Source organism: Actinoplanes lutulentus (assembly GCF_003259845.1).
In the GTDB taxonomy this organism is placed as follows: domain Bacteria; phylum Actinomycetota; class Actinomycetes; order Mycobacteriales; family Micromonosporaceae; genus Actinoplanes; species Actinoplanes lutulentus.
Map to the genome: position 1 here is coordinate 89,093 of NZ_QLMJ01000017.1, position 14,525 is coordinate 103,617.

At 69.5% G+C, this 14,525-nt stretch carries 16 protein-coding genes; 9 read left to right on the forward strand and 7 right to left on the reverse strand.

From position 1 onward, the window contains the following. Nucleotides 1-127: 127 nt before the first annotated feature. A complete protein-coding gene (locus B0I29_RS31395) occupies nt 128-463 on the forward strand; it encodes an STAS domain-containing protein (protein WP_111652733.1) in 336 nt (111 codons plus the stop codon). A gap of 7 nt (nt 464-470) precedes the next feature. After that, nucleotides 471-695, forward strand: coding sequence for an SRPBCC family protein (locus B0I29_RS31400; RefSeq protein WP_220091458.1), 225 nt, complete (start codon nt 471-473; stop codon nt 693-695). Here the strand turns inward: B0I29_RS31400 and B0I29_RS31405 are convergent. Beyond that, nucleotides 671-1,045: an STAS domain-containing protein gene (locus B0I29_RS31405; protein ID WP_111652734.1), complete on the reverse strand. Its 375-nt coding sequence runs from the start codon at nt 1,043-1,045 to the stop codon at nt 671-673. The two genes, B0I29_RS31400 and B0I29_RS31405, sit on opposite strands and share 25 nt — an antisense overlap. A 37-nt stretch (nt 1,046-1,082) precedes the next feature. Then, nucleotides 1,083-2,030: an ATP-binding protein gene (locus tag B0I29_RS31410; protein ID WP_111652735.1), complete on the reverse strand. Its 948-nt coding sequence runs from the start codon at nt 2,028-2,030 to the stop codon at nt 1,083-1,085. Nucleotides 2,031-2,254: 224 nt separating this feature from the next. Here B0I29_RS31410 and B0I29_RS31415 point away from each other — a divergent pair, with 224 nt between their 5' ends. The 3 genes from B0I29_RS31415 to B0I29_RS31425 are packed head-to-tail and all read left to right on the forward strand — an operon-like array spanning nt 2,255 to nt 5,109. Next, the gene (locus B0I29_RS31415; protein ID WP_181558062.1) at nt 2,255-3,235 is read left to right on the forward strand and encodes a LacI family DNA-binding transcriptional regulator; all 981 of its coding nucleotides are present in this window, start codon (nt 2,255-2,257) and stop codon (nt 3,233-3,235) included. Nucleotides 3,236-3,293: 58 nt separating this feature from the next. Next, a complete protein-coding gene (locus B0I29_RS31420) occupies nt 3,294-3,971 on the forward strand; it encodes a response regulator (RefSeq protein WP_111652903.1) in 678 nt (225 codons plus the stop codon). After that, nucleotides 3,964-5,109: a sensor histidine kinase gene (locus B0I29_RS31425; protein ID WP_220091459.1), complete on the forward strand. Its 1,146-nt coding sequence runs from the start codon at nt 3,964-3,966 to the stop codon at nt 5,107-5,109. Before B0I29_RS31420 ends, B0I29_RS31425 begins: the two co-directional genes overlap by 8 nt. A 50-nt stretch (nt 5,110-5,159) precedes the next feature. On the opposite strand, the gene B0I29_RS31430 is transcribed toward B0I29_RS31425, so the two are convergent. Further along, nucleotides 5,160-6,218, reverse strand: coding sequence for an MBL fold metallo-hydrolase (locus B0I29_RS31430; protein WP_111652737.1), 1,059 nt, complete (start codon nt 6,216-6,218; stop codon nt 5,160-5,162). 79 nt (nt 6,219-6,297) lie between these two features. On the opposite strand from B0I29_RS31430, the gene B0I29_RS47020 reads away from it, so the two are divergent. Then, nucleotides 6,298-6,888 carry a TetR/AcrR family transcriptional regulator gene (locus B0I29_RS47020; RefSeq protein ID WP_111652738.1) on the forward strand — a complete coding sequence of 197 codons (591 nt, stop codon included), beginning with the start codon at nt 6,298-6,300 and terminating at the stop codon, nt 6,886-6,888. A gap of 10 nt (nt 6,889-6,898) precedes the next feature. Here B0I29_RS47020 and B0I29_RS31440 read toward each other — a convergent pair whose 3' ends face one another. Beyond that, nucleotides 6,899-8,341, reverse strand: a complete 1,443-nt coding sequence (locus B0I29_RS31440; protein ID WP_111652739.1) for an MFS transporter — start codon at nt 8,339-8,341, stop codon at nt 6,899-6,901. A 253-nt stretch (nt 8,342-8,594) separates the two neighbouring features. On the opposite strand from B0I29_RS31440, the gene B0I29_RS31445 reads away from it, so the two are divergent. Continuing rightward, on the forward strand, nt 8,595-9,152 hold the full coding sequence (locus B0I29_RS31445) for a pyridoxamine 5'-phosphate oxidase family protein (RefSeq protein WP_111652740.1): 558 nt from the start codon (nt 8,595-8,597) through the stop codon (nt 9,150-9,152). 28 nt (nt 9,153-9,180) lie between these two features. Here the strand turns inward: B0I29_RS31445 and B0I29_RS31450 are convergent, their stop codons facing one another. Then, a complete protein-coding gene (locus tag B0I29_RS31450; protein ID WP_111652741.1) occupies nt 9,181-9,681 on the reverse strand; it encodes a DUF6624 domain-containing protein in 501 nt (166 codons plus the stop codon). 108 nt (nt 9,682-9,789) lie between these two features. On the opposite strand from B0I29_RS31450, the gene B0I29_RS31455 reads away from it, so the two are divergent. After that, nucleotides 9,790-11,319, forward strand: a complete 1,530-nt coding sequence (locus B0I29_RS31455; RefSeq protein WP_111652742.1) for a sigma-70 family RNA polymerase sigma factor — start codon at nt 9,790-9,792, stop codon at nt 11,317-11,319. Nucleotides 11,320-11,575: 256 nt separating this feature from the next. Further along, complete coding sequence (locus B0I29_RS31460; protein ID WP_111652743.1) at nt 11,576-13,093, forward strand: non-reducing end alpha-L-arabinofuranosidase family hydrolase; 1,518 nt, start codon at nt 11,576-11,578, stop codon at nt 13,091-13,093. 45 nt (nt 13,094-13,138) lie between these two features. Here the strand turns inward: B0I29_RS31460 and B0I29_RS31465 are convergent, their stop codons facing one another. Next, the gene (locus B0I29_RS31465; protein WP_220091460.1) at nt 13,139-13,999 is read right to left on the reverse strand and encodes an aldo/keto reductase; all 861 of its coding nucleotides are present in this window, start codon (nt 13,997-13,999) and stop codon (nt 13,139-13,141) included. Nucleotides 14,000-14,010: 11 nt separating this feature from the next. Further along, complete coding sequence (locus B0I29_RS31470) at nt 14,011-14,415, reverse strand: DUF2255 family protein (RefSeq protein ID WP_111652744.1); 405 nt, start codon at nt 14,413-14,415, stop codon at nt 14,011-14,013. Nucleotides 14,416-14,525 lie beyond the last annotated feature (110 nt).

Here is a 14,525-nt window from a genome sequence, read left to right on the forward strand (position 1 = left end):
TTCCGCTTGATCGCCGTTACCGCTCCGTGACCACCTGAACTTTCCACAGTGGGCCTCGACGAGCGCGGCCGCCACCCCTACCGTTGACCACTCGACGAAGCACCGGGTAACGGAAGGTGAAAGCGCCATGACCGCTACCACGGTCGATGTCGGGAACCACCCCGACGGCACGCTGGTCATCCAGCCGCACGGCGACCTGGACGCCGACGACGCGGTCGACCTGCGGCGCACCCTGGTCCAGGCCATCCGGCACACCCGCCCACTGCGCCTGGTCCTCGATCTCGGCGACGTCGGCGCGGTCGACCCGATCAACCTGGGCACCCTCGCCGCCGCCTGCCAGCTGGGCGACGACTACAAGGTGGCCGTCTTCCTCGACAGCGCGCGTACCGACATAGCCGCCCGCCTCACCGCCGCCGGCGTGCCCGCCCACCGCCTGCGCCACCCCGCGGCCAACTCCGCCTGACGCCGGCATGCCGATCGCCGTGGTCCGTGACCGCACCGGCGACCGCCACATCGCGATCGTCGAGAGCGTCCAGCGAGGCATGGCGACTCCCGCTTTCGATCAAGGACGGATCGTGTACGACCCCAAGGGCTCAGGCCTTTCCGAACACGGCGTCCACCATTTCCACGGCCTGATCCTGCGTGCGTACGAAGAGGACCCTGGCCGAGGTCATCGCAAGGGTTCCGGAACGTAACCCAGGATCGCCGGGATCCGGCACAGGTTCAGCAGCAGGTCGAGTGCGGATCCCGCCGCGGCGATCCGTACCCGATTGCGCTGCTGGACCTCCGCCGAGCCGAGGGCGTGCAGCGCCCGCAGGCCGCTGAGATCGCAGAACTCCAGACCCGTCAGGTCGAGTTCCAGCGGCTGGCCGGACCGGCCGTCGAGGATCGCGGACAGCAGCCCGTGAAAGATGGCCGTGGTGCCGATGTCGAGCTCTCCGGCGACCTCGACGACAACGGCATCGCAGCGCGACCCGGCCTCCGTGACGGTGAGGCGCAGTTCGACCTCCTCGACATAGGGCTCACTGTCGTATTCCGTGCTCATCGTCGCGGCTCCACTGCGAAAAGGCGTACTCCGGGAATTACGAGGGCGGGTTGAGACGGTGACCCAGCAGCAGGCGGGTGCCGCTGGAATCGGTGGTGATCTCCAAGCTGGTGCAGGCCCGCCGGATCATCTGCAGCCCGATCGACCCGGCGTCCGCCAGGTACGTGTGCTCGGCGGGGATACCCGGCCCGTGGTCGCTGATCTCGCACCACAGCTGGTCGTCGCGGTGCCACAGGAGCAGCTGTCCGCGGCCGCCGGCGTGCCGCACCGCGTTGACCATCGCCTCGTGCACCGCCAGCACGAATCGGCGTGCCTGGCCGTCGCGCAACCCCAGGCCGAGGGCGTGGGCACGGACCCGCGAGCGTACGGCGCTCAGCTTCACCGGTCCGAACCAGCAGGCCATGAGCACGTTGCCGGGAGCCTCCGGCGCGGCGGCGTTCCCCGGCCGGGCACGCTGGAAGGCATCGGTCAGATTCAAGCCGTGGCGCTCGATGGTGAGCAACTCCGCCATCGCGGCGCTGAACGTCGTCGCCGCCAGGTGATCGGCGCCGGTCAGCGGGCCGGGCACCGGCCGGTACAGGTCGATGGCGCCGTCGTGGACGACCCCTCCGGCGTGCAGCGGCAGCGCGAAGACAGCCCGCACCCCGGCGCTCAGCGCGGCCGTGGTGAACCAGGGCCATCGCTCCCGCCAGGAATCGGCGGCCAGATCCTCCACCAGCACCGGCTCACCGGACGCTGTCGCGTCGCGGCACGGACCCTCGTCCAGGGTGAACTGTGCGGACTCCAGCCGTGAGCTGGTCGCATCACTGAAGAACCGGACCCGGGGAACCGTGCCGACCGGACCGGCCGACAGTCCCATGCCGGCGAACCCTGTCATCAGCGCCGCGCTCGCCCGGCACAACCCGTCGACATCCGGCCCGTAACCGCTGACCAGGTCCCACACCCGGGACTCCACTGGGGAGTACCGATCACTCTCGCCGGTCATGATGGACCTCGTGTCCGCCTCGGTGCCGCCGTGACGAGTTCGGACCCGGCATCAGGAACGCCGGCGTCCCACCGAGACAGGGTTTCATCCGTTCCCCACGATACCCCGGGCGCCGGTCCATCAGCCTGCCCGGTGATCCCGGTCGAGGGATGGGCGCCGCTAACGCGCGTTTGCGCAGCGTCGTAGGATGGGGCCGCCACGTAGGCGGAGGGATTCGGAGCATCATGACGCGACCCGCGAAGCGCATCACCAGCGAAGACGTCGCCCGCCTCGCCGGCGTGTCCCGGACCACGGTGAGTTTCGTGCTGAACAACCGCCCGGGCCAGTCCATCCCGGAGGAGACCCGGCGCCGGATCTTCGACGCGGCCAAGACCCTGCAGTACCGCCCGCACGCCTCGGCACGCTCGCTCGCCGCCGGTCGCAGCGACATCGTCCTGCTCTCGATCCCGGACCTGCCGATCGGGTCGGGGATAAGCCGTTACATCGAGGAGCTCGCCGCCGCCCTCGCCGAGAACGGCCTCACCCTCGTGACCCATCTCGAAGGAGCGCACGGCCGTCCGGTCGCCGACGTCTGCGCGACCGTCGCCGCCTCCGCCGTGATCGGCCTGCTGCCGTTCACCCGCGAGGCCGCCGCCGCGCTGCACTCCGCCGGCGCGGTCGCGGTCCTTCCACCGCACGCCGGGGAGGACCTCGAGATCATGGAGCCGGTCGGCCACGCCCAGGCCACCCACCTGATCGATCGCGGTCACACCCAGCTTGGGTACGCCTTACCGGCGCACACCGCCTTGAAACCGATGGGTGACGAACGGCTGCGCGGCGCGAACTCGGCCTGCGCCGCCGCGGGCCTGCCGGCGCCCCTCGCACTCAGCACGTCCCTGGAGATCGCCGATGCCGCCGCCGCGGTCCGGCAGTGGCTCGACCAGGGCGTGACCGGTGTCTGCGCCTTCAACGACGACACCGCGATCGCCGTCCTGGCCGGCCTGCGCGAGCACGGCCTCAGTGCGCCGGGTGACCTGGCCGTGGTCGGCGCCGACGACATCCCCACCGCCCGGCTGGCGTCACCGCCGCTGAGCACCGTCGCCTTCGACCTGCACCAGGCAGGCGCGCGGCAGGCCGCTGCCGTGGTGGCAGCTCTCGCAGGTCAAGACCACGACCTCGGTACGACGGAAGGGTCCCTGCGGGTGATCCAGCGGGCGTCTTCCTGACGACTGCGGCCTGCTGAAGGCGTACCCAAGAATGTGCCGTTGAATGGGAATTGTGACCATGCCGATCCGTGTGCTTCTCGTTGATGATCAGGCGCTGCTGCGGGCGACGTTCCGGCTGCTGCTGGACGCTCAGCCGGACATCGACGTCGTCGGCGAGGCCGCGACCGGCGCCGAGGCGGTGAGCGTGGCGCGCGACGCGCGTCCCGACGTGGTGCTGATGGACATCCGGATGCCGGACATGGACGGCATCGAGGCCACCCGTCTGATCACTTCCGGTGCCGGCCCGGCGGGCACCCGCATTCTGATCCTGACCACGTTCGAGACGGACGAGTTCGTGGTGTCGGCGTTGCGGGCCGGCGCGAGCGGCTTCCTCGGCAAGGGCGTCGACCCCGGCGTGCTGATCCAGGCGATCCGGACGGTGGCGGCCGGCGAGTCCCTGCTCTCCCCCACTGCCACGACGGCGCTGATCGAGCGGTTCCTTACCCAGGAACCGGTGAAGTCCTCGTCCGGCACGGCCGCGCGTCCCGAACTGCTGGCCGAGCTGACCGCCCGGGAACGCGAGATCACCACGCTGGTCGGCGCCGGCCTGTCGAACACCGAGATCGCGGATCGCCTGTTCATCAGCCCCGCGACGGCGAAGACCCACGTCAACCGGGCCATGATGAAGACGGGCGCGCGAGACCGAGCCCAGCTGGTCGTCTTCGCCTACGAGAACGGCCTGGCCGGCGGTGTCTGACAGCGTGGGACGCGCGGCATGGCGCATCTGGGTGCCGCCCCTGGCCGTCACCATGATCATGATGGCGACCCTGTCGTACCCGGGCGCCGACGGCGTCTGGAACAAACCCGACGGCACGCAGCTGATCCTGATCCTGCACGGCTCGCTCGCCCTGCTGTTCCGGCTGCGGTACCCGCTCGCCGTGACGATCGTGACGATCGCCGCGGGCGCGGCTCTCCCGCTGACCGCGCACCACCTGGTCCTGGTCAACGTGGCGAGCGTCGTCGCCCTGTACACCCTGGCCAACCTGCGCAGCCGCCGTACCGCGATGCTCGCCGGTGTCGCCGCCGCCGTGGCGATGACCGCGTCGATCGCCCCGTGGCAGCCCGGCGGGGTGATCGACCTCGCGAACCTGCTACCGATCAACTACATCGCGGCGGCGGTCGCCGCCGGGGACGCCACCCGCAGCCGCCGGGCGCTGCTCGCCGAGATCCGCGACCGGGCCGCCGCGGACACCCGCCGGCAGGTGCAGGAGGAACGGATCCGCATCGCCCGCGACCTGCACGACGTCGTCGCCCACCACATCACCCTGGTCAACGCGCAGGCCGGCGTCGCGCACCACCTGATGCGTACCCACCCGGACCAGGCCACCGCGGCGCTGGCCGGCATCCGCGACACCAGCAGGACCGCCCTCGACGAGCTGCGCGCCACCGTCGGCCTGCTCCGCCAGGACGACGACCCGCCGTCGAGCAGGTCCCCGGCGCCGGCCTTCGACGACCTGGACGGCCTGATCGACGGCTTCACCCGCTCCGGCTTCACCGTCGAGGTCTCCCGGCACGGCACACCCGCGCCGCTGACCGGCCCGGCCGGCCTGGCGGCGTACCGCATCGTGCAGGAGGCCCTGACCAACGCCGGCAAACACGGCACCGCACGCCGCGCGGACCTTGACCTGTCCTATTCCGCCGGCACGTTGCGGATCAGCGTGATCAACGCGGCACGGGCCGGCCACCAGGGCCAGGGCACCGGCCACGGCCTGATCGGCATGCGCGAACGCGCCGACGCCGCCGGCGGCACCCTCACCACCGGGATGCGGCCGGATGGCTTCTATGCGGTGCGGGCCGACCTGCCGCTGCGGGATGTCAGCGCCGGCCCGAGCTGATAGGCCGGCGCAGTCACCAGCGGGGGTAACCGCGGCCGGGCGCGCTGACGTCAGGCGACCTGCTGCCACCAGGCGTCGATCTCCGGCGGGCTGTCCACGTCGACGCGCTGGCCCGGGCGCGGGATGGCCAGGCGGATGTCGCGGGCCTTGGCCTCACGCCAGGTGCGCTCGGCCGGCTCGGACCAGTCGTGGGCCGCCAGGTCGAACGTCGCCCAGTGCACCGGGATCATCAACCCACCATCAACATCACGATGGGTACGCACACCGTCCTCGGGCACCATGTGGATGTCCGCCCAGTCGTCGCCGTACGCACCGACCTGGACCAGCGTGACGTCGAACGGACCGTGCCGCTCACCGATCTCGGCGAACCCGGGGAAATAGCCGGTGTCACCGGAATAGAAGACGCTGCGCGACGGTCCCTTGATCACCCAGCTGGCCCAGAGCGTCTCGTCGCGGCTGAATCCGCGGCCGGAGAAATGCCGGGCCGGCGTCGCGACGAGGTCCAGGCCACCGACGGTGGTGCTCTCGTTCCAGTCGAGTTCGGCGATCCGGTCCGCCGGGACACCCCACCGCTCCAGGTGCGCGCCGACACCGAGCGGCACCACGAAGATCGTCGCATCCGGCCGCCCGGCCAGGGTCTGGATGGACGCCATGTCCAGGTGGTCGTAGTGGTCGTGGGAGATCACCACGGCGTCCACCGGCGGCAGATCGGCCAGCGCGACCGGCGGCTGGTGCAGCCGTTTCGGCCCGGCCAGCTGCGACGGCGAGCAGCGCTCGCTCCACACCGGGTCGAGCAGGACCCGCTGTCCTTCGATCTCGATCAGCGCGGTGGAGTGCCCGTACCAGGTGACGTGCAGGCCTCGCGCGTCCGTGGCGGCCGCGCTGACCAGCGGAACCGGCTGATGCGGGCGGCGGGCGGCGCCGCCGGTGAAGACGGCGGCGGCCACCCGGGGCACGGCGGACAGCGGGATGCCGGTGGCGGTCGGGACGTTGTTGCGGAACTTGCCGTCGGCGAACTGCGGTGAGGCTTCCACCCGGGTGCGGCGCGGCCCGCTCATTTTCCCGCCGATCTGAGCGGCGATGTTCGAGGCGGCAGGAGTCTTCGTCATGCCTCGAATGTAAGCAGTGATAACAATGTAGTCAATGCTCACAATGTGTTCGTCGCTTACATCACGGTAGGCTCAGATCATGAAGACCCGCCCCTACCACCACGGTGACCTGCGAACCACGCTGCTGGCGCTAGCCGAGAACACCCTGCGTGACCGGGGCCCGGCCGAGCTGTCGCTGCGGGAGCTCGCCCGTGAGGCGGGGGTCAGCCCGGCCGCGCCGAGCCGCCACTTCAAGAACAAGCAGGCGCTCCTCGACGCGCTCGCGCTGGAGGGATACCAGCGGCTCACCGCCGCGATGACCGACGACCTGGTACGGGCCGGTGAGACGTTCGCCCGCAGGCTCGCCGCACTAACCCGCACCTACGTGGCCTTCGCGTCCACCCATCCGGCCCTGCTCGAATTGATGTTCACCCGCAAACACGAGCCCGATGCCTCCGACGAACTGATGGCGGCCACCCAGAAACTGCTGACGATGGCGACCGAAGTGATCGAGAACGGACAGCGCCGGGGCGAGGTCCGTGCCGGATCGATGGAGCTTCTCGCCGTACCCTTGATCGCTGTTCTGCAGGGTCTGACCGCGCTCGCTCTCAGCGGCGGATTCACCGACGAACAGGCCGAGCAGGGCCTGGAGGAGACGATCGCGTTCATCCTGCGCGGTTACGCGCCGTGATCCCCTGCCGTCAGTGCACGGCAGCACCAGCCGGCGGAGCCCACTCGAACTGAGCCGCCATCTGTGCCTTCGTGGACCGCATCAGGACGAAAGCCACCGCCGCGCTGATCGCCGTGAGGCCCGCCGCCCACCAGAACACACTGGCGTAACCGTCGACCGCCGCGCCGAGCATGGAGCCCGCCTCCGAGTCGCTGACCGCGTCGGCGAACACGGTGGACAGCAGGGCCGTGCCGATCGAACCGCCGATCTGCGACGCGGTGTTGAGCATCGCGGAGGCGACACCCATGTCACCCCACGACACACCGAGCGTGCCCGTCGCGTAGGTGGTCGTGTAGAGCAGGCCGGCGCAGACCCCAATCAGCAGCAGCGCGGGCAGCACGTCGAGATAGCCGAAACCCTCGTCGATCCGGGCCAGCAGCACCATGCCCACGGCGCCCAGGGTCAGGCCGCCAACAATCAGCGCGCGCGGCCCGAACTTCGGCAGCAGCGCCCGCGCGGCGCCGGCCGAGACCGCGATGATGGTCAGATTCAGCGGCACGAACGCGAACCCTGCCCGCAGCGGTGAATAGCCGAGGTTCTGCTGGAAGTAGAACGTCAGGAACAGCAGCACCCCGAACATCGCGATGCCGAGAGCGGCGATCGCGAAGTACGAACCACCGCGGGTCGCGTGCCGGACCACGTGCAGCGGCAGCAGCGGCGCCGCGGCACGACTCTCGATCAGGACGAACGCGAGCAGCAGCAACGGCCCGGCGACCAGTGAGGCGATCGTCACGGGTGAGTCCCAGCCGCGCGACTCAGCGGACGAGAAACCGAAGACGACGGCGAACAGACCGAGCGTCCCGGTGACCGCGCCGGGCACGTCGACGGCCTGCTTGCGCCGTTCGGTGTCCGCTCCGATGACCACCATTGCCATGATGGCGGCCGGGACCGCGAACACCAGGTTGACGTACATGCACCAGCGCCACGACAGCCACTCGGTCAGCGCGCCGCCGAGCAGCAGGCCCAGACCCGCGCCCGCACCGGCGACCGCGCCGAAGATACCGAACGCCTTGCCCCGCTCCTTCGGGTCGGTGAACGTGGTGGACAGCAGCGCCAGCGCCGCCGGGGCCAGCAGCGCGGCGAACACACCCTGGCCGGCCCGGGCGATCACCAGCAGCGTGAAGCTCCCGGCGGCGCCACCGAGCGCGGAGGCCACCGCGAACCCGGCCAGGCCGGTCACGAACATCTGTTTTCTGCCGTACAGGTCGCCGAGGCGGCCACCGATCAGCAGCAGGGACCCGAACGCCAGGGCGTACGCGGTCACCACCCACTGCCGGTTGTCGTCACTGAAACCCAGGTCCACCTGGGCGGACGGCAACGCGATGTTGACGATGGTGGCGTCGAGAACCACCATCAGCTGTGCGACACCCACGGCTGCCAGGACAAGCCAGCGGGTGGCGGACGGTTGACTCATAACCGGAAAGCTCCTTGGGTCGGGCGTCCGGGGCAGGCAGGAACCCACCCCGTTGGGGGTGGTCTCGCCCTTGCCCTGGCGTCACGACCGAGGAGTCGACGACAAGCCGGGAGAACCCGGAGAAGGCCAGATCGTCGAAACCTCACCGCCGAAGTCCCTGTGGGCCTCCGGCGCGGTGGCGAGGTTAGCAGCTCGATCCGCCCAGTGGGAAACCCGATCGAGAGGCTTGCGGGCGCGGGGCAGGATCGGACCCATGAAGCTGCATGAGCGAATCGACGGGCGGCTGCGGGACTTCATCGAGGCGCAGCCGATGTTCTTCGTGGCCACCGCGCCGAACGGGCCGGGCGGCCACGTCAACGTCTCCCCCAAGGGCATGGGCGGCACATTCGTGGTGCTCGGCGAACACCGGGTGGCGTACCTGGATTACCACGGCAGCGGCGCCGAGACGACCGCCCACCTCAGCGAGAACGGCCGGATCACCATCATGTTCTGCGCCTTCCAGGGCCCGCCCAACATCGTGCGCCTGTACGGTCACGGCCGTGCCGTCCCGATCACCAGCCCTGAGTACGCCGAGCTACTCAGCCTGTTCCCCGCACCCCCGGACACACATGGTGCCCGCTCGGTCATCGACATCGAGGTCGACCGCATCAGCGATTCATGCGGCTATTCGGTGCCCCTGATGGCGTACGAAGGTGATCGTGATCTGTTGATCCGCTCCCACGGACGCCGCAGCGACACGGATCTGACCGAATACCGCCGTGTGAAGAACGCCGTCAGCATCGACGGCCGCCCCATCTTCCCCGAGGGCTGACCGTGTGAGTTCACGGTCGGCGGGGGCGTCAGGCCGGGGCGTGTCGGGTGGTGTGGACGGTGAACGGGTCCAGGCCTGCGGCGGCGCGGCGTTCGTCCATCTGGGCGGGGTCTTCGCAGGGCCACGGGATCGGGGCGCCGTCGGTGACTCCGGCGATCTGGGTGCCGTAGATCTGCGGGTGGCCCTCGTTGACCAGCAGGCGGTCGTGGAGCATCGCCAGCTGGGCCGCGTCGGCGTTGCCCGCGCGCACCGCCTCGGTCATCAGGGTCAGGGCACGCCGTTGTAGATGGAGCTGGCGGTCCGCGTGCTGCGCGATCAGCCACGCCCGGCGGGCTGCCTCCTCGCCGACGAGGTCGCGCGTGGGCCAGCCGTGTTCGTCGAGGATCTCGGCCAGCCGGTCGCCGTTGCGGACGGTGACTCGTCGATGCGCCAGCTGGGCGGTGAAGTCGTCGCTGAGCGCGCCGGGCTGCAGGGCGCGGTCCTCGTTCGTCATGGCGATCAGTTCCTGGGCGAGGGCTTCGTTGACCATGCGCCCACGGTAGGCATCCTGGCATTGACGTCCTCCTACACCCTGGCCGAGGCTAGGCGTCTGACTATCGCGAATACTTGATGAAGCGGCAAAGGGTGGTGGGACGGAATGCGCGCCACCCACACCGACCTGACAGGGTTGGTCCGGGCGGCTCAAGCCGGGGACCGGGTCGCGCTCGAACAGCTCGTGGCGGCGCATCTGCCGGTGGTGTACACGCTGGTGGTCAATGCGCTCGGTGAACATCCCGACGTCGATGACGTGGTACAGGACGTCATGGTCCGGGCCCTGCGACAGCTGGGGTCGCTGCGGTCGGCGGAGAGTTTCCGGCCCTGGCTGGCAGCCATTGCGATGCGGCAGATCAGCACTCATCAGCATCGGGTGAACCGGGCCGCCGACCAGTCGGCGCCGCTCGACGAGGTCTCACGGCTGCCTGACGCCGACGCTTCGTTCGAGGATGTCACTCATCTGCGGGTGGATCTGTCCGGGCAGCGGCGGCAGGTGCGCCGGGCCTCGCGCTGGCTCGATCCGGATGACCAGGCGCTGGCGTCGCTGTGGTGGCTGGAGGTGGCGGGCCAGCTGTCCCGGACCGAACTCGCTGACGCTCTCGGGATCAGCGTGATCCACGCGGGCGTGCGGGTTCAGCGGATGCGCGCCCAGCTCGACATCGGCCGGGCCATCGTGGCGGCGTCGGACGCCCGGCCGAGGTGTCCCCGCTTGACCGGTGAGCTGGCGGGATGGGACGGCGTGCCCGGCTCGCGGTGGCGCAAACGCCTGTCCCGGCACGTCCGGGACTGTCCGCACTGTCAGCGGGCGACCCGCGACATGATGGCGACCGACCGGTTGCTGCCGAGTCTGGTGCTGTTCCCGGTGCCGGCGACACTGACCGCGGCGGTTCTTGCCAAGAGCGCGAGCGACGGCGGCGCTCTCGCCGCCGGCTCGATGGCCGGGGTGTTCAGCCAGCTGGCGCCACTCGCGGCCGCTCATCCGGTGGTGGCGACGGTGGCCGCGGGAGCCCTCGCCGCCGGCGCCACGGTCGGCGTAGCCGAACTGGCGAACCCGGAGCGCCCGGCGACGATCGCCGCGCCCGGCACAGCGGCGGGCGCGGCGCCGGCGCCGGTCGCATCGTCAGCGCCGGTCGCGCCGTCAGCGGAAGCCGGGCCGGCTGACCCGTCGTCCGCCGCGTCGGCCGGCGCCGGGCTTCTGCGAACGGGACCGGCCTCGCTGGAGTCGGCCAACGCCGCCGGCCGCTACGTCACGGCCGCCGCCGACCTCGGGATGCTGACCCAGGTCGGTCCCGGCAATACCGTCACGGCACGCCGCCAGGCGACCTTCGACGTAGTCCGTGGGCTCGCCGACGCGCGGTGCTACTCCTTCCGGGTCACCGGCGGCCGATACCTGCGGCACTCGTCCTGGCGGGTCCGGCTGGACCCCGACGACACCACCGCGCTCTTCCGCGGCGACGCCACCTTCTGCCCCCGGCCCGGCCAGGTCACCGGTTCCGTCACTCTCGAAGCGGCGAACTACCCCGGCTGGTTCCTGCGGCACCGCGCCGACGAGCTCTGGGTCGACCAGTCCGACACCACCGCCGGCTTCCGTGACGACACTTCCTTTTGGGTACGCCCACCGCTGGCTGAATGACCCGACCCTGCCACACGTAAGCGAATAACAGGAATCGCTGAAATTGCTGTTCCCAGTGATTTTCCCAGGAACTGTTATGTGCGGGTCAGCACCCGAGTCGCATCTCGTAAACACGCATTCACCTGCGGAAATACCGCTTGGACATGGACGCCTTGTAACATCGGAAATCATCTGGCAATATCGCCTCACCAAATGTGAGCGCTCCCATTTTTGGTCATCTCGTTCCCACCCCGTTCCCCAGGAGTCCGGCATGACAATGGGCAGTTACCGCGTACCCCCGCAATTAGCTGAAGTGACGCCGAGGGTGACTCGCCGCAGGCGGTGGCGCGGCGCTCTGGCCGCGCTGATCTTGTTGGCCGGAGGCGGAGCCGTCGCGGTGAGCGCGACGCCGGCATCGGCCGCGACGATCGATACCAGCGCTACATATGTGCTGGTCAACCGTGGTAGCGGGAAGGCGCTGGACGTCTACAACCTGGCTACCAGCGACGGCGCGCGAATCACTCAGTGGACGCGCAGTGACCAGGTGCAGCAGCAGTGGCAGTTCGTGGATTCCGGCGGCGGCTACTACCGGCTGAAGTCGAAGCATTCGGGCAAGGTCCTCGACATCTACAACTGGTCCACGACCGACGGCGGATCCGTCGTCCAATGGACTGACACCAATGCCGCAAACCAGCAGTTCAGCGTCCAGGACATTGACGGCTATATCCAGCTGATCAACCGGAACAGTGGGAAGGCCGTCGAAGTCCAGGGCGCCGCGACCAGCGACGGCGCGAACGTTGTTCAGTACGCGGACTGGAACGGCGCCAACCAGCAGTGGCAGCTCGTGCGGCTCGGTGGCAGTACGCCGAGCACATCGCCGACGGCCGGCTGTTCCCTTCCGTCGTCATACCGATGGACCTCGACCGGCTCGCTGGCGAACCCGAAGTCGGGGTGGGTGGCGCTCAAGGACTTCACCACGGTGCCCTACAACGGGCGGCAGCTTGTGTACGCGACCACGCACGACACCGGGACGACCTGGGGTTCGATGAACTTCGGGCTCTTCACGAACTGGTCGGACATGGCCTCGGCCGGCCAGAACACGATGTCGTCGGCCACCGTCGCGCCGTCGCTGTTCTACTTCGCGCCGAAGAGCATCTGGGTGCTCGCGTACCAGTGGGGGCCGACCGCGTTCTCCTACCGGACCTCGACCGATCCGACCAACGCGAACGGGTGGTCGGCCGCGCAGTCGCTCTTCACCGGCAGCATCTCCGGTTCCGGCACCGGGCCGATCGACCAGGCGATCATCGGCGACGGCACGACCATGTACCTGTTCTTCGCCGGCGACAACGGGAAGATCTACCGGGCGAGCATGCCCATCGGTAACTTCCCGGGCAACTTCGGTAGTACGTCCACGGTCGTCATGAGCGATACGACCAACAACCTGTTCGAAGCACCTCAGGTCTACAAGGTTCAGGGCCAGAACCAGTACCTGATGATCGTCGAGGCGATCGGGTCGAACGGGCGGTACTTCCGGTCGTTCACGGCCAGCAGCCTGGGCGGCTCGTGGACTCCGCAGGCGGCGACCGAGGGCAACCCGTTCGCCGGCAAGGCCAACAGCGGCGCCACCTGGACGAACGACATCAGCCACGGTGAGCTGGTCCGGGTCAGCGCCGATCAGACGATGACCATTGACCCGTGCAACCTGCGGCTGCTCTACCAGGGCCGGTCACCCAGTTCCGGCGGTGACTACGGGCTGCTTCCGTACCGTCCGGGTCTGCTGACCCTGCAGCGCTGACGCGATCGATGCGGCCCGGAGGGTTTCCTCCGGGCCGCGTTTTGATCAGGCCTCGGGGATCGGCATGCCGAAGTTGGCGAGGGTGACGGCGGTGGGCTCGGGGCCGCCGCGTTTGCCGGTGTCCAGGGCGTCGATCGCGGCCAGCTCCTCGGCGGTCAGGTCGAAGCCGAAGACGTCGAAGTTCTCGGCGATGCGCTTCGGGTTCGTCGACTTCGGGATGACCGAGCGGCCCTGCTGGAGGTGCCAGCGCAGCATCACCTGCGCCGGCGTCCGGCCGTGCGCCGCCGCGATCTTGCCGATCACCGGGTCCTGCAGGGTGCTGGTGTGCCCGCTGTCGCGGTAGAACGTGATGCCGCCGATCGGGGACCACGCCTGGGTGATGATGCCGTGCTTCTCGCCGAAGGCGCGTACCTCGGCCTGGGTGAAGTACGGGTGGACCTCGATCTGGTTGATCGCCGGCACGACGGTGGCCGTGTCGAGCAGCCGGGTCAGGTGGTCGACCATGAAGTTGCTGACCCCGATCGCGCGGACCTTGCCGTCGGCGAGCAGGGTCTCCAGGGCGCGGTACGCCTCCAGGGTCCGGTCGAACTCCGACGGCAGCGCCTGGTGCAGGATCAGCAGGTCGATCTGGTCGACGCCGAGTTTGGCAGCGCTCTTCTCGAAGCCGTGCAGCGTTTCGGCGTACCCGAAATCGCTGATCCAGATCTTGGTCTCGACGAACACGTCGTCGCGTCCGCGGATCGCCTCGCCGACGCCGCGCTCGTTGCCGTACGCAGCGGCGGTGTCGATGTGCCGGTAGCCGGCCGATAACGCCTCACCGACGGCGATGCGCGTCTCGTCGGGCGGCGTCTGGAAGACGCCGAAGCCGATCTCCGGCATGGTCACGCCGTTGTTCAAAGTCAGCATGGAAGTTCCTTTCAGCTGATGGGAAGCAGGCGGATGGTGACCGCGGCGGCGTCCTGCCCGACGACGGAGCCGACGATCGCGGGCCCGTATCGGTCGTATTTGGCGTGGTAGGCGGCGTCGATGCCGGCGTGCACGCCGGACGCCGGCTGGTCGAAGGTGACCTCGCGTTCGAGACCGCCGGCTCGGATCCGGCCGGTGCCGCTGCGCAGGGCGCGGGCGTACCAGGGATTGGCCGGTCCGCGGGCCGAGCGGACGTAGAGGTCGTCGCCGGCGCGCACCACCCACATGGTCACGTAGGGGCGCAGGGTGCCGTCCGGCCGCCGCGAGGCGAGCCCGAGTTCTTCGGCGCGGCCGATCGCCGTCAGCTCGCCGGTCGTCCAGGTGGTGGTTGTCGCTTCGTGTGCCACGTCTTCCATACAACTCCACCTCACGACACCGAGGGAGCCTCTGCGGAAAGGGGTAACAGCAGAAACCCCCATTGGGTACGCGGTGGCCTGACGGGAACCTGCCCGGGATCGTGTCCGTC

Coding starts and splice junctions, on each gene's coding strand:
- B0I29_RS31395 (WP_111652733.1), top strand. CDS start 128: ATGACCGCTACCACGGTCGATGTCGGGAACCACCCCGACGGCACGCTG.
- B0I29_RS31400 (WP_220091458.1), top strand. CDS start 471: ATGCCGATCGCCGTGGTCCGTGACCGCACCGGCGACCGCCACATCGCG.
- B0I29_RS31405 (WP_111652734.1), bottom strand. CDS start 1,045: ATGAGCACGGAATACGACAGTGAGCCCTATGTCGAGGAGGTCGAACTG.
- B0I29_RS31410 (WP_111652735.1), bottom strand. CDS start 2,030: ATGACCGGCGAGAGTGATCGGTACTCCCCAGTGGAGTCCCGGGTGTGG.
- B0I29_RS31415 (WP_181558062.1), top strand. CDS start 2,255: ATGACGCGACCCGCGAAGCGCATCACCAGCGAAGACGTCGCCCGCCTC.
- B0I29_RS31420 (WP_111652903.1), top strand. CDS start 3,294: ATGCCGATCCGTGTGCTTCTCGTTGATGATCAGGCGCTGCTGCGGGCG.
- B0I29_RS31430 (WP_111652737.1), bottom strand. CDS start 6,218: ATGACGAAGACTCCTGCCGCCTCGAACATCGCCGCTCAGATCGGCGGG.
- B0I29_RS47020 (WP_111652738.1), top strand. CDS start 6,298: ATGAAGACCCGCCCCTACCACCACGGTGACCTGCGAACCACGCTGCTG.
- B0I29_RS31440 (WP_111652739.1), bottom strand. CDS start 8,341: ATGAGTCAACCGTCCGCCACCCGCTGGCTTGTCCTGGCAGCCGTGGGT.
- B0I29_RS31445 (WP_111652740.1), top strand. CDS start 8,595: ATGAAGCTGCATGAGCGAATCGACGGGCGGCTGCGGGACTTCATCGAG.
- B0I29_RS31450 (WP_111652741.1), bottom strand. CDS start 9,681: ATGGTCAACGAAGCCCTCGCCCAGGAACTGATCGCCATGACGAACGAG.
- B0I29_RS31455 (WP_111652742.1), top strand. CDS start 9,790: ATGCGCGCCACCCACACCGACCTGACAGGGTTGGTCCGGGCGGCTCAA.
- B0I29_RS31460 (WP_111652743.1), top strand. CDS start 11,576: ATGGGCAGTTACCGCGTACCCCCGCAATTAGCTGAAGTGACGCCGAGG.
- B0I29_RS31465 (WP_220091460.1), bottom strand. CDS start 13,999: ATGCTGACTTTGAACAACGGCGTGACCATGCCGGAGATCGGCTTCGGC.
- B0I29_RS31470 (WP_111652744.1), bottom strand. CDS start 14,415: ATGGAAGACGTGGCACACGAAGCGACAACCACCACCTGGACGACCGGC.